Source organism: Nocardia sp. PLKS1-43, assembly GCF_059510335.1.
Window position 1 is genome coordinate 1,366,978 of the sequence record NZ_JCAJZQ010000001.1, and the last position, 13,212, is coordinate 1,380,189.

At 66.3% G+C, this 13,212-nt stretch carries 10 protein-coding genes and 2 pseudogenes; 5 read left to right on the plus strand and 7 right to left on the minus strand.

Going from position 1 to position 13,212, the window contains the following annotated elements:
- The first annotated feature begins 170 nt into the window (after nt 1–170).
- The gene (locus AC5WS7_RS06535; protein ID WP_495953396.1) at nt 171–2,165 is read left to right on the plus strand and encodes a sensor histidine kinase; all 1,995 of its coding nucleotides are present in this window, start codon (nt 171–173) and stop codon (nt 2,163–2,165) included.
- A gap of 125 nt (nt 2,166–2,290) precedes the next feature.
- On the opposite strand, the gene AC5WS7_RS06540 is transcribed toward AC5WS7_RS06535, so the two are convergent.
- Complete coding sequence (locus AC5WS7_RS06540) at nt 2,291–2,707, minus strand: hypothetical protein (protein WP_495953397.1); 417 nt, start codon at nt 2,705–2,707, stop codon at nt 2,291–2,293.
- Between the two features lie 952 nt (nt 2,708–3,659).
- On the opposite strand from AC5WS7_RS06540, the gene AC5WS7_RS06545 reads away from it, so the two are divergent.
- Nucleotides 3,660–4,073, plus strand: coding sequence for a hypothetical protein (locus AC5WS7_RS06545; RefSeq protein WP_495953398.1), 414 nt, complete (start codon nt 3,660–3,662; stop codon nt 4,071–4,073).
- A 9-nt stretch (nt 4,074–4,082) separates the two neighbouring features.
- On the plus strand, nt 4,083–4,688 hold the full coding sequence (locus tag AC5WS7_RS06550; protein WP_495953399.1) for an ISL3 family transposase: 606 nt from the start codon (nt 4,083–4,085) through the stop codon (nt 4,686–4,688).
- Between the two features lie 100 nt (nt 4,689–4,788).
- Here the strand turns inward: AC5WS7_RS06550 and AC5WS7_RS06555 are convergent.
- From AC5WS7_RS06555 to AC5WS7_RS06570, 4 genes and pseudogenes are all read right to left on the minus strand, one after another.
- Nucleotides 4,789–5,061 (minus strand): annotated as a pseudogene (locus AC5WS7_RS06555) (ATP-binding protein); the annotation flags it as partial.
- A 129-nt stretch (nt 5,062–5,190) separates the two neighbouring features.
- Nucleotides 5,191–5,478, minus strand: coding sequence for a tyrosine-type recombinase/integrase (locus AC5WS7_RS06560; protein WP_495953767.1), 288 nt, complete (start codon nt 5,476–5,478; stop codon nt 5,191–5,193).
- Nucleotides 5,455–5,655, minus strand: a pseudogene (locus AC5WS7_RS06565) (transcriptional regulator); the annotation flags it as partial. The gene AC5WS7_RS06560 and the pseudogene AC5WS7_RS06565, both read right to left, overlap by 24 nt.
- 169 nt (nt 5,656–5,824) lie before the next feature.
- Nucleotides 5,825–6,655, minus strand: coding sequence for an SDR family oxidoreductase (locus tag AC5WS7_RS06570; protein WP_495953400.1), 831 nt, complete (start codon nt 6,653–6,655; stop codon nt 5,825–5,827).
- A 723-nt stretch (nt 6,656–7,378) separates the two neighbouring features.
- Here AC5WS7_RS06570 and AC5WS7_RS06575 point away from each other — a divergent pair.
- Together AC5WS7_RS06575 and katG are read left to right on the plus strand one after the other, a co-directional pair.
- On the plus strand, nt 7,379–7,825 hold the full coding sequence (locus AC5WS7_RS06575; RefSeq protein ID WP_495953401.1) for a Fur family transcriptional regulator: 447 nt from the start codon (nt 7,379–7,381) through the stop codon (nt 7,823–7,825).
- 38 nt (nt 7,826–7,863) lie between these two features.
- Nucleotides 7,864–10,095, plus strand: a complete 2,232-nt coding sequence (gene katG, locus AC5WS7_RS06580) for a catalase/peroxidase HPI (protein ID WP_495953402.1) — start codon at nt 7,864–7,866, stop codon at nt 10,093–10,095.
- A 562-nt stretch (nt 10,096–10,657) separates the two neighbouring features.
- Here the strand turns inward: katG and AC5WS7_RS06585 are convergent.
- The gene (locus AC5WS7_RS06585; protein ID WP_495953403.1) at nt 10,658–11,206 is read right to left on the minus strand and encodes a carboxymuconolactone decarboxylase family protein; all 549 of its coding nucleotides are present in this window, start codon (nt 11,204–11,206) and stop codon (nt 10,658–10,660) included.
- A gap of 295 nt (nt 11,207–11,501) precedes the next feature.
- Complete coding sequence (locus AC5WS7_RS06590) at nt 11,502–13,010, minus strand: FAD-dependent monooxygenase (RefSeq protein WP_495953404.1); 1,509 nt, start codon at nt 13,008–13,010, stop codon at nt 11,502–11,504.
- Between the last annotated feature and the right edge of the window lie 202 nt (nt 13,011–13,212).

The window sequence follows — 13,212 nt, forward strand, 5'->3', positions numbered from 1 at the left end:
GGAAAGCTTGCTCCCTGTACGCCTGGGCCGGCCGATACGACGACACGAAGCCCTTCGGTCGTTGTGACGGCGGGCCCTCATCTGGACGTCTCGTTTCTCGAAACCTGTTGCGGTGCACGTGCTTCGGAATGTGCGGGCGAGGTTGTCCTTTCACGAAGTGGTAACAGATCATGGCAGTGCTGCCTTGGTTCTCCGGGATTCGCGGGCGGATCCTGACGATAGTGCTCATTCCCAATATCCTGCTGCTCGGGTTCACCGTCCTGGGTGTCGGTCATCTCCTGCTCCAAGCGCGACACACCTCGAACTACGCCAGGGTGCAGGAATCCACGGTGGCACCGGTGCGGGACCTGGTGCTGGCGGTCGATCAGGAACGGTTGCTGTCGATTCAGCAGTTGACCGGTGGCACGCTGGTGCCCGGAGCCCTCGCCTACGCGCGGGGGAGATTCGACACCGCCTTGGCCGGGATGGCCGCTGTGGAGGCCGCGTACCGGCGAACCAGCCGGCACCTCGATGACGCGGCCCGCACGTTCGACACTCTCCGAGCCGGATTATCGTTGCTGCGCAACAAGGTCGACACCGATCAGGCGACCGTGTCCGAGACCTATGCGTTCTACAGCCGTCTGCTCGACGGGATGGACCAGGGCTCTCAGATGGTGCGGGAATACTCTCCGGACCCTGCTTCGACGCTGTCGCTGACCCACACCCTGAGCCTGCTGCGCATGGTGGAGTCGATGTCACGGGCCCGGGCGCTGACCATCGCCGCGACGTCGGTGACCGGGCTGGCCCCGGCGCTGGCGCCGACCTACCGTGACCTGGTCGGCTACTACCACCTGCAGGCCGCCGAACTGGCCAAGGAACTGGATCAGCCCTATGCCCAGCGGCTCGCGGCGATCATCGGCTCACCGCAGTGGCAGCAGACCACCGCCGCCGAATACGCTGTGCTGTCGTGGCCGTCGACAACCGCCGCGTCCGCTGATACCACCGCGTTACCTCTGCCTGCTATACCGATCGACTCCTATCAGGACGCCACCGGGCAGGTCGAGGACGAACTCGTCGCGCTGTGGGGCGCGCAGGACCAGCAGGCGCAGCAGCACACCGCCGCCACCAGCGCCCGCAGCGAACGTACCGCACTGACAGAAGGGGCCGTCGGGACGATGGCCGCCGCCCTGGCGTTGGTGCTGTCGATGCTGCTGGCGAACCGGGTGATCGGCAGACTCGAGCGGTTACGGGCCGCGACCGCCGCTCTGACCGGACAGCAGCTGCCCGCGATCATGGCCGCACTCGCCTCCGGTACACGAACCGAACCCGAGATCGCCACCGCAACACTGCGTTTCGGTCACGACGAGATCGGGTCGGTGGCCGATGCGTTCAACCGCGCCTACACCGCCGCGGTGACCGCGGCCATCACCGAAGCCCGCACCCGTCAAGGGGTGCGCGCGGTGTTCGCGAACATCGCGCACCGCAGCCAGGTCCTGGCCCATCAGCAACTGGAGATTTTAGACGAGGCCGAACGAGGACAACTCGATCCAGCAGTCATCGACGTGTTGTTGCGGCTCGATCACCTCGCCACCCGCGAACGCCGCAACGCCGAGAACCTCGCCATCCTGTCCGGCACCGGTACCGGCCGCCAATGGCGCCACCCCGTACCACTGATCGAACTGGTCCGCAGTGCGATCAGCGAAACCCTCGACTACCCCCGAGTGCACACCGGACGGCTCCCCCATGTGCTCATGGACGGCGCCGTGGTGGCCGATCTGGTCCACCTGCTGGCCGAACTGATGGACAACGCCACCGCGTTCTCACCGCCGCACACCCCGGTGCGAGTCGAAGCCAACCTCAACACGGCAGGCATCCTGGTTCACGTGAGCGACCAGGGCATGAGCATGAACGCTCACGAACTCGACCGAGCCAACGCCCTCCTGGCCGAGCAACCCGATTTCGCGGTGGCCGCACTGTCCCGCGACTCACGCCTCGGTCTGTTCGTGATCGCGCAACTGTGCGCGCGACACGGAATGTCGGTGCGGCTCACCGAATCCGAATACGGTGGCCTGCGCGCCTCGGTCCTGGTACCGAGCAGATTCATCGCCCACGACTACCCCCATACCGGCGAACCACCACCACACCCGGGCCCATCGCAGCCACGACCAACCCGCGAGCACAGATAAACAGCACTTCATCCAGCGCCCCCGGGACCCGTCGAATACTCCCCGGTAACAGCCGCCAGCGCCGGGCTCGCCTCCGGGAGCAGTCGAGGCCGGCCCGAACAACCGGCGCCCACGAGCGCCGAGCTTCACCCTTGGGAACGGTGTTGCATGTAGACGTCCAGACGACAGATCTTGCCATCAGGGGTGAATCGGAAGACGTTCAACGAGTTCGCCGCTGCGCAATACCCGCCACGAATATGACGTTCCTCGATCTCGAAATAAACCACTCCCGGAAGCTCGGCGATGTGGCGCATATCAGTTTCGAAGACCGTCATCCACGCCCATTTGGTCAAGAACTCGGTGTACTGATGCCAGTTCATCACATCCAGCCGATGACCGACGCGTTCGAACTCGTCTACCGCAACGAATTCACGTAACGGGCCCCAATCCGCCGCAGTGAATCGTGAATTCTTCGCAGCCTTGACCAGACTCTCGAGTGTTGCTTCGTAAGCCAGGACGCGGGCCGACAAACTACCGCCGGAACCGACTACTACGTCGGCCATGGTACGTCTCCATTCCTTGGTTCACCGCCCCCGCGAAGGCGGTGAGTCCGGCCTCCGGAAGGAGCTGGACTCGCACCAGCAGCGGTCACCACCCAGCTCATGGATGCTAGCCGAATGGCTAGCTGTTCGTCCAGGGGTGCTGTGCGCCTCCGCTTCGGCACACGCTGAAGAGGCAAAGCTTTTCGTCGGCGGCCCTGCGGTATTCCGCGTGCGCCACTACGGACCGGTCTGCCACAGGATCGGCATCCATAATTGCACGCCAGGAAGAACTCGGACGATGCCGACCGCTTTTCCAGCATGTTCCAATTGCACCCGATCGCCTTCGGCGGCGGACGGGACATCGACCCCTTGCTTGTCGCCGGACGATGAACTAATTTATCGACTAGCCGGTTGGCTAGTCGCATTCCCGGGGCAGGATCGACATAACTATGTGCTCTTTCCATGTCCTGGGAATCGGCGCGCCCTACCGGATTGCGTCAACAACGATCACGAGCGGAGACACCATGCGCACACCAGGCCCGGAGTACAGGAATCTCGCGTCCCTGGTACCCATCTGTCACGACCTCGGCCCGGCCGGCTACTCGCCCCTGCCGGCGCGGCCGAGCGTCCAGAGCAACCGATGAATCGGAGCAAAGCGGGAGCGGTGACCAGTGCACTGGCGGACCGTTCCAGCCATCTGGCATCACAGGCCGCGTCGGACCGGGGTGAGACCGGCACACGTGATCGGGAGTGCGCCACGTACCGGCTCCACATCGTGGCCCTCGATGTGGCCGACGCCGTCACACACGCTGGCGGGTGACTGTTCGACCGCTCACTCGGCGGGTGGGATACCACTGTCGTCGTGGCCGCATGCGGCGATGACAGGCCGCTACGAATCCTCGGGGCCGACATGAATCGCAATCAGGCACGGCCCACCGGGTTGTGTTTCGTCGACCACGCACTGCTGTATCCGGTGACCACCGCGACCTTGCTGTACGTCGATACCGTCGCATTCGGTGACCGCGTGTCGAACACCCACCGCCATCGGCAGTTTCGGCGCAAAGGCTTGTACTCGGGTATCAAATCGATCACTGTAGGCCCGGGTCCGGATCAAGCACTACGGGTCGAAGCTGTTCGGCAGTTGCTGGTGCGGAGAACTTTTCATGATGTCGAGGTGCGGCAATCGGCCATGACCTATCGACCGGCCAGGCATACGGCACAGCAGCACCCGACGAGAGGGCTACTTTCGTTTGTGGCACGCCGTCCGCGCCGTCCGGCGGTCACGGTTCCCCAACCGTGCCCAGGCCATCGCAGCGCCATCGCGGCCGTGATCGTCGCGCGGGCCGCGGGCATCGGCTCGTCTACGGCCTGGTCCCCGACCATCTGAAAAGCGGAGTTGCTGGTCAACAACGGCACCGGACAGCGTCCGAGCCTGCTGGAGGAGTTCAAACCCTACCTGCATCAGCGATGGAACCAGGGCTGCACCAACGCCACCGAGCTCTTCCACGAGATCAAAGCCCGCGGCTACCAAGGCGGAGCCAAGACCGTCATGAACTACCTGCACCCATTCCGCACGACCGGCCGTGTTCCGCGCCTGGTCCGCAAACCACCCTCGGTTCGCTGCGTCGTCACCTGGATCATGACCGACCCCGCCAACCTCGCACCCGAGGATCGTCAACAGCTCGAGACGATCATGGCCGCGAGCCCCGAACTCACCGGCTTGGCCGGTCACGTCCGTGCTTTCGCTACGCTCATGCGCCAGCTCCGCGGCCGCGAACTCGAGCAGTGGATGAAAGCCGTCGACACCGACGACTTCCCGGCCATGCACTCGTTCGTCCGCGGCCTGCGCCGCGACCTCGATGCGGTCACCGCCGGGCTGACACTGCCCTGGAGCAGCGGCCCGGTCGAAGGCCACGTCAACCGAATCAAGACGGTCAAACGCCAGATGTTCGGGCGCGCGAAACGGGGCCTTCTCCGGAAGCGAATCCTGTTGAGCGACTAGCTAATCCAGCTGGCCAAGTCACGAAATTTGTGCCTGATCCCCAATCCGGACCATCTGACGGAACCTCAATGTTGACCATCTGGCCGGTGGGTTGATGGTGTCATTCTTCTGTTGTGCCGGCGGCGGGGACGCGGCCGAGGTCGCGGTTCTTGAGCCGGTAGCTGTCGCCTTTGAGGGCGATGACCTCGGCGTGGTGGACGAGGCGGTCGATCATCGCGGCGACGACGACGTCGTCGCCGAAGACCTCGCCCCAGCGGCCGAAGACTTTGTTGCTGGTCACGATCAGGCTGGCGCGTTCGTAGCGGGCCGAGACGAGCTGGAAGAACAGGTTCGCGGCCTCGTTCTCGAACGGGATGTAGCCGACCTCGTCGATCTATGCCGACGTCGGCATAGATCGACCTATGCCAAGGCCGGGACTATGCGGAGCCGACCGCCGCGTGATCTGGGATGGTAAGTGGCGCAGCGTGTTCGGTCTGTGGTGCGGAGCTGGTGATCGGCCTGATCACAGGCTTTCGAGGAAGGCCAGGAGGCTGTCGGTCGGGCGATAGATGCCCGGTGGTGTCGTGGTTGGGGTGGTTTGGTCGAGAGCGCGTTGTTTGATGGTCATGTCGGCGTGGAGATAGATCCCGGTGGATCGAATGTCGGCGTGACCGAGCCAGAGCGCGATGACCGCGGTGTCGACGCCTGCGTGCAGCAGCGCCATCGCGCAGCTGTGCCGCAGGACGTGGGGGTGCAGGTCGGCGGGCCGGATGCTGGGGCAGAAGGTGCCGGCCAGGCTGCCGCGCTCGATGCGCACGTAATACTCGACCGAGACCCCGGCGAGTAGTGCCACCTCTTCTCGACGTAGGCCCTTGACCCGACGTTTACCACCGTAGGTGGGCAGTCCGGCCATCTCGGGCGCGATGCGGGCGCGACGCGACCTCAGAAACTCTCGGATCTCGGTGCGCAGATCAAGCGTGGCGACCATCCACTCACCGTAGGCCCGCACCCGCAGGCGTAGGGAGGTACCGCCAGTACCTTGCGGCCTCGGCGTCCGGCAGACCGGGGCACCGACACGTCGAGCCGGGGCGGGGATGAGTGTGAGGTCGGTGAAGTTGCTCGGTTCGGGCCGCGTCCGTGAAGTTGTCGCCGAAGGCTCACGCGGTTGTAGCGATCCCTCCGTCGACGGGGACGACGGTGCCCGTCAGGTATGCGCCTGCCCGGCTGGCGAGGAATACGGCGACACCCGCCATGTCGTCGTCGCGGCCGATCCGGCGCAGCGGGGCCGACGCCGCGATGGCTTCGCCGAACTCGTCGAGGGTTGCGGCCATCATCTTCGACGGGAACGGTCCCGGCGCCACCGCGTTCACCGTGATATGTTGCGGGCCAAGCTCTTTGGCGAGCACTCTGGTGAGTTGATGTAGTGCGGCCTTGCTGCTGGAGTACGAGTAGTTGGGCCGCTGGGGAATGTGTATGGCGGCGATGCTGCCGATGTTGATGATCCGCGCGGGATCGTCGGCGGTGCCAGCGCTGCGGAGTGCGGGCAGCAGCGCCTGCACCAGCCAGAACGGCGACTTCAGGTTGAGGTCGACGACCGTGTCCCAGGCAGCGTCCGGGAACGTCGCCAACGGCTCGTCCCACATTGCACCCGCGTTGTTGACCAGGATGTCGAGACTTCCGGAGTCGGCGGTGACGAGGTGAGCGAGGCGCTCGCACTCCTCGTGCCGGGACAGATCAGCGGGGACCGCCCAGACGTCGCCGAATTCGGACAGCTGTTCCTGCGCTCGAGCGCACGCTTCAGCGTTGCGTGAGCTGATCACCACGCGGACGCCCGCCTGGAGAAGCCCGCGCGCGATCATCATCCCGATGCCCCTGGTGCCACCGGTGACGAGGGCGCGTTTACCGCTCAGATCGAAAAGCTCTGTATGCGTTGCGAATTGGCTGTTCACCCGTGTCGACTTTCTCGTTGGTGCCCGAACATTTCTCATAGCAAGCTAGGCGGCGATCCAGACGCCGAGAAGGTCCCCGCGGTACGGGTACTGTCAGAGTCCCCCTTGTCCGGTAGCCACTCGACGACGGCGGCGAGCGCGCTGACGAATCAACCGTCAGGTGTGGACTCTCGCGCGGCGCTGCGGATCGACTGGGCCGTCTACATGGGCGATCAATGCCGGTGGCGTCGACACGATCTTGGCTGGGCGGCCTGGTTCCTGGGAGGCCTTCGTGATGGGCGATGCTCCGCGTGCTGCGGCCGGACACGATGGGCGGGATCTGTGGCGGCGTCGCACCGGACTGGGCGGCTGCCGGCCGATCCGCATGAACCAGAACTTTCCCTGGTCGAATGCCGCGGCATCGCGACCGCGGGCGCCCGGACCGGTCCGCGGTGGCGTTCTCCTGTTCCGGTAATCGCATCGACAGTGCGGCCGTCTCCCCCGGTGACGGCGGCGCGCGCGGGAGACCTGCCGGGGCAGCGGTCGCGCTGACCGTTCCGGGCCGTTTCGACCGGGTGTGCGGGCAGTGTGTTGGTGTGCAGCCGATTGTTCATCTTCGTGCCGCCGATAATCCGGACGTGAGCGAACAAGATCGGTATTCTCTGCCGCATTGATCATGATTCGGAGACGGGCGTCACAGTCCGGGGTGGGATGTTCGGGCGGAACCTGAGAATTTTCGCGAACCCCTCCCCCTTAAGACTTGAATGAGTCATAATCTTGAGTGTGTCCACTACAGCAGAGTTCGAGCGCATGTTGCGCGGTGCCGCTCTGCGGGTGACCGCCCCGCGGATCGCGGTTCTGGCCGCGGTGCACGAGCGTCCCCATTCCGATACCGACTCGATCCTGAACCGGGTGCGCGAAACCCTCGGAACGGTCTCCCATCAGGCCGTCTACGACGTCTTGCGCGCGCTCACGACAGCGGGCCTGCTTCGACGCATCCAGCCGATGGGGTCGGTGGCCCGCTACGAGACCCGGGTCGGCGACAACCATCACCACGTCGTGTGCCGATCCTGCGGGGTCATCGCCGATGTCGACTGCGCCGTCGGTGAGGCGCCCTGCCTGACCGCATCGGACACCAACGGTTTCGTCCTGGACGAGGCCGAGGTCGTGTATTGGGGTCTGTGCCCCGATTGCTTTGCAGCCCAGCACAGTTCGCAATCTCGAATCTGAAAACAGCCCGAATTATCCCCACTCTCGAAAGGAACACCGTGGCTGAGGAACACCCGCCTATTGCAGAGGCGAACACCGAACCCGCTGCGGGCGGTTGCCCCGTGGCGCACGGCCGGCTGAAGTACCCGTCGGAAGGCGGCAGCAACCGGGACTGGTGGCCCGAGCAGCTCAATCTGAAGATCCTGCAGAAGAACCCGGCCGTGGCCAACCCCATGGACGAGGGCTTCGACTACGCCGCGGCGTTCAAGACCCTGGATCTGGCGGCGGTCAAGCAGGACATCGTCGAGGTCATGCACACCTCGCAGGACTGGTGGCCGGCCGACTTCGGCCACTACGGTCCGCTGTTCATCCGGATGGCATGGCATGCCGCGGGCACCTACCGCGTCAACGACGGCCGTGGTGGAGCCGGTGCGGGTATGCAGCGGTTCGCGCCGCTGAACAGCTGGCCGGACAACGCGAGCCTGGACAAGGCGCGCCGGTTGTTGTGGCCGGTGAAGAAGAAGTACGGCAAGAATCTGTCGTGGGCGGATCTGATCGTGTACGCGGGCAATGTCGCGCTGGAGGACATGGGTTTCCAGACCTTCGGATTCGGTGGCGGCCGCGAGGATCAGTGGGAGCCCGAGGAGGACGTGTACTGGGGCCCGGAGCGCATCTGGCTCGGCGACGAGCGGTACACCGGTGAGCGGGATCTGGAGAATCCGCTGGCCGCGGTGCAGATGGGCCTGATCTATGTGAATCCGGAAGGCCCGAACGGCAATCCGGATCCGCAGCGGGCCGCGGTGGATATCCGTGAGACGTTCGCGCGGATGGCGATGAACGATGTGGAGACCGCGGCGCTGATCGTGGGTGGTCACACGTTCGGCAAGACGCACGGTAACGGCAATGCGGATCTGGTCGGTCCGGAGCCGGAGGCCGCTCCGCTGGAGCAGATGGGTCTGGGCTGGAAGAACGGCAACGGCACCGGTGTGGGCAAGGATGCGGTGACCTCCGGCCTGGAGGGCATCTGGACCACGACGCCGACGAAGTGGGACAACACGTTCCTCGAGATCCTGTACGGGTACGAGTGGGAGTTGCAGAAGTCTCCCGCCGGTGCGTGGCAGTGGATTCCGGTGAACGGCGGCGGTGCGGGCACCGTGCCGGACGCGCATGTGGCGGGCAAGACGCATACGCCGACGATGTTGACCACGGATCTGGCGTTGCGGTTCGACCCGATCTACGAGCAGATCACCCGGCGGTGGTTGGAGAATCCGCAGGAGCTGGCGGATGAGTTCGCCAAGGCCTGGTACAAGTTGACGCACCGCGATATGGGTCCGGTGGCGCGGTATCTGGGTCCGCTGGTGCCTTCGGAGGTGCTGCTGTGGCAGGACCCGATTCCGGCGGTGGATCACGAGCTGGTGGACGCGGCCGATGTGGCGGCGCTGAAGGCCAAGGTGCTGGAGTCGGGTTTGACTGTGGCGCAGCTGGTTTCGACCGCGTGGGCGGCGGCGTCGTCGTTCCGTGGCAGTGACAAGCGTGGTGGCGCCAACGGCGGGCGGATTCGTCTGCAGCCGCAAGCGGGCTGGGAGGTCAACGAGCCCGACGAGTTGGCTCAGGTGGTTCGGGTGCTGGAGGGTATCCAGGACTCGTTCAACGCCGCGCAGTCGGGCGGGAAGAAGATCTCGTTCGCGGATCTGGTGGTGCTGGCGGGTTCGGCCGCGGTGGAGAAGGCCGCCAAGGACGGCGGTTTCGAGGTCGAGGTGCCGTTCACCGCGGGGCGTACCGATGCCACGCAGGAGCAGACCGATGTGGAGTCCTTCTCGGCGCTGGAGTATCCCGCGGATGGTTTCCGGAACTACCTGGGCAAGGGGAACCGGTCCTCGGCGGAGTACATGCTGATCGACAAGGCGAATCTGCTGACGTTGAGTGCGCCGGAGATGACGGTGCTGCTCGGTGGCCTGCGGGTGTTGGGCGCGAATTACCAGAAGTCCTCGCTCGGTGTGCTCACCGATCGTCCGGGTGTGCTGTCCACGGATTTCTTCGTGAATCTGACCGATATGGGCACCGCGTGGGAGCCGTCGCCGGCTGATGACGGCACCTATCTGGGTAAGGATCGCGCCAGTGGCGAGCTGAAGTGGACCGGTACCCGGGTGGATCTGGTGTTCGGTTCGAATTCGCAGTTGCGGGCGTTGACCGAGCTGTACGCGGAGGATGATTCCAAGCGTAAGTTCGTCGACGATTTCGTCGCGGCGTGGGTGAAGGTGATGAACCTGGATCGGTTCGATCTGGCCTGATCCGCTGTGGTGGTGCCCCCGGGCCGTTGCGGTCCGGGGGCACCGCTGTGTGTGCGTGTCGTGCTCAGGTGGGGCTGGCTGCCCGGCGCGCGCGCAGTGCCCGGACTCGTCCGCGGCTGGCGCATGCCGGGGAGGGGCACGCCGCCGCTTTCGTTTCCAACCCCGCCCGCGCCTTCAGCACGCACTGGGGCAGCTGACGACCACGTCGGGCACCAGCTCGACGGCGAGAGCGTGCACCGACCGCCCCGGTTGCCCCGAACCCCGGTGCTCACCCCGTCCGATGGCGGCCGTCCGCCCCGCCGAACCGGTGCCTGGTCGGTGCGGTGGCTGCCGGCGTGGCACGTCGGGAATCATTGCGGCAGTAGAGGTTGAGGATCCTGATCGGCCCGCAGACTCGCGGGCCGCGTGCGGCCCGAATGCCGACTGCCGGGCCGGTCATCCCGGCCGTATGGTCCGGGTCGAATTCGTCGACCCGGCACAGCACTTCGCGATCCACCTCCCGCCGGGTCGAAACCGGCCCGCAACACCGGGCCGGAGATATTGTGCCGGTGCGGGTTTCGGATCAGTTCTCGGGGCGTTGCGGCAGGGCGCAGGTCTTGCCGTCGGACATGCCGGTGGGTCGTACGCCGAGGGCCTGGTTCAGGCGGGCGCGTTGGTTTTCCCAGGAGATGGTGGCGGCGAGTTCGGCGTATTGGGTTTTGGTGAGGGTGGTCAGCAGCTGGGTGCGCAGGTCCTCCAGGTCGAGTGTGGCCGGGGTGCGGGTCATCGCCTCGGCCAGGGCGAGGACGAGTTTTTCCACCTCGGTGTAGGCGTCGCTGGTCGTGTAGGCGGGCAGGTCGGTGATTTGTCGTTCGCTCAGGCCGCTCGAGTGTGCGAGCGCGGAGCCGATATCGAGGCAGAACTCGCAGCCGATGAGGCCGGCGGTTTTGAGTTCGGCGAGTTCTTTGAGGCGGGGATCGAGTCGGTTGCTCAGCAGCAGGGCGGTTTCGTAGGTGCCGGTGCCGACCAGGAGCCACGGTCTGCGCACGAGCCAGCCGAGCAGGTCGGTGCGGTGGCGGCGGGCGGCGGAGAGGGCTCGGAGGTAGTGCAGGGTGCGGGTGAGGGCTCGCATGTGGCTGTATCTCCCCTGTGTGTGCGTGTGGTGAGGTCACCGTAGCGCGATTCCACTACATTATGTAGTAGTTCATGCCGCTGCTGCCGGAACGCGCCGGAGTCGGTACGGGCAATCCGGTGGGCCACCGCGAATATGCGCGGCCCGGTCGCGCCGATCGCCGCATCGGCCCGACCTGATCGAACCGATCCAGCGGCCGCACCCGCCGTCGGCGGACAGGATGACCGGCAGGCCCCGCGCCCCCGCGCCGACGGCCACGGTGAATACGATGATCGCGGCGTGTTCGGACCGGACATCATGCGAGTGCGCCGAACCAGCGGGTCAGGGCCTCGCGCAGGCCGGTGACGCCCTCGGGCGCGGCCCAGGCGACGATTCCGTCGGGTCGGACCAAGATACCCGAAAGATCATGCGGCTCAATGGGTTTGGCGGTGACCACGCGGACGATGCGTTGCCAGGGTGCGGCGATGTCGCGTAGTTCGGGTGTGTCCGCGAAATCGAGAAGCAGGGCCTTTCCGTCGACGCAGTGTTCGGCCGGACGGGTGCCGTCGGCCAGGGCGATATCGCGGATGACGGTGCCGAGCAGGGGGTGCGCGTCACCGAGGTCGTAGCGGTGGGTGATGCCGGAGATCTTCTTCAACATGCTGGTCGCGCCGTCGCGGGTGGCCAGGAGTTCGGCGGTGACCGCGCGCATGGCGCGGCTGTGCGGGTCGGTGCGCATGATGGCGACCTGGGCGCGGGACCAGTGCAGCACCCACTCCCCGATCGGATGACGTTCGCTGGTGTAGGTGTCCAGCAGATCCGCGCGAGCGTGCCCGGCGACGACAGCGGCGAGTTTCCAGCCGAGGTTCACCGCGTCGCCGATGCCCAGGTTCAGGCCCTGCCCGCCGAACGGGGAATGCACGTGCGCGGCGTCCCCGGCCAGCAGAACGCGGCCTTTGCGGTAGTCGGTGGCCTGGCGGGTGTTGTCGGTGAAACGGGTGGCCGAGTGCACGGCGGTGATCTCGACCCCGATTCCCGACACCGCGCGCAGGACGTGCCGGAGTTCGGCGGCGGTGACCGGGGCGGTGCGGTCGGCGGGCGGTCCGTCCAGTTGCACGGTCAGAATGCGTCCGGGCGTGGGCCCGTGGACATAGATGCCGGTGTCGGTGCAGTTCCAACCGGGACGCAGGGCTTCGGCACCGCGCATCTCGACGATGGCCTGATGGCCGGTGATCAGCGGATCGACGCCGGGAAAATCGAATCCGGCGAGTTTGCGTACAGTGCTGCGGCCGCCGTCGCAGCCCACGAGCCAGCTCGCGCGCACGACGGTGTCGCCGAGCCAGACGGTGACGCTGTCGCTGTCGTCGGTGAAACCGGTGACCTCGGCGCCCCGGCGGATCGGGACGCCGAGTGCGCTCGCGTGGGCGGTGAGGATTTCCTCGATGCCCTGCTGTGGGACGATGCAGGCTTGCCGCACCGGGCCGAGTTCGGCGAAGGCAGGGTCGGTGTCGTCGATGTCGTTGTGGCCGAGCCAGATTCCGGCGAAGTGGCCCACGGGCCCGCGCGCCGCCGGCCCGGTCGCGGCCAGGGCGGGTGCGAGGCGGGCGATCATCGCGCGGTGGCGTTCGGTCAGTTGCGGCAGCAGGCCGCGGCGGTCGAAGGCTTGCGCGGTGGGGATGTTGATCGAGCCCGCTTTGACGGTGACGTCGGGGGCGGGCAGGCGGTCCACCACCAGGACGTGCGCGCCGGCGAGGCGCAATTCGCAGGCCAGCATGAGCCCGACGGGTCCGGCTCCGGCGACCACGACATCGAATGATTCGCTCATGGGTCTCACGGTGCCGGTGAGCGATTGCGCCGGGCTTGCGCGCGCCTTGCGTGTGCCCCGGGCTTTGTGCCGGGCGCGCCGGGGGCCGAGCGCAGCGCCGGGGCGGTCGCGCAGAGGGTTGCTGCCGGGCAAGGCGTGTCCTCGATCCCCGGGCACGCTAGGTCGCGGCACTCGTCGGTGGTGCGGCCGGATGGTTCGCGCG

What these genes read in the sequence shown, in the direction of transcription:
- AC5WS7_RS06585 (WP_495953403.1), bottom strand. Translation starts at nt 11,206, where the DNA reads ATGCGAGCCCTCACCCGCACCCTGCACTACCTCCGAGCCCTCTCCGCC.
- AC5WS7_RS06590 (WP_495953404.1), bottom strand. Translation starts at nt 13,010, where the DNA reads ATGAGCGAATCATTCGATGTCGTGGTCGCCGGAGCCGGACCCGTCGGG.
- AC5WS7_RS06540 (WP_495953397.1), bottom strand. Translation starts at nt 2,707, where the DNA reads ATGGCCGACGTAGTAGTCGGTTCCGGCGGTAGTTTGTCGGCCCGCGTC.
- AC5WS7_RS06570 (WP_495953400.1), bottom strand. Translation starts at nt 6,655, where the DNA reads ATGAGAAATGTTCGGGCACCAACGAGAAAGTCGACACGGGTGAACAGC.
- AC5WS7_RS06535 (WP_495953396.1), top strand. Translation starts at nt 171, where the DNA reads ATGGCAGTGCTGCCTTGGTTCTCCGGGATTCGCGGGCGGATCCTGACG.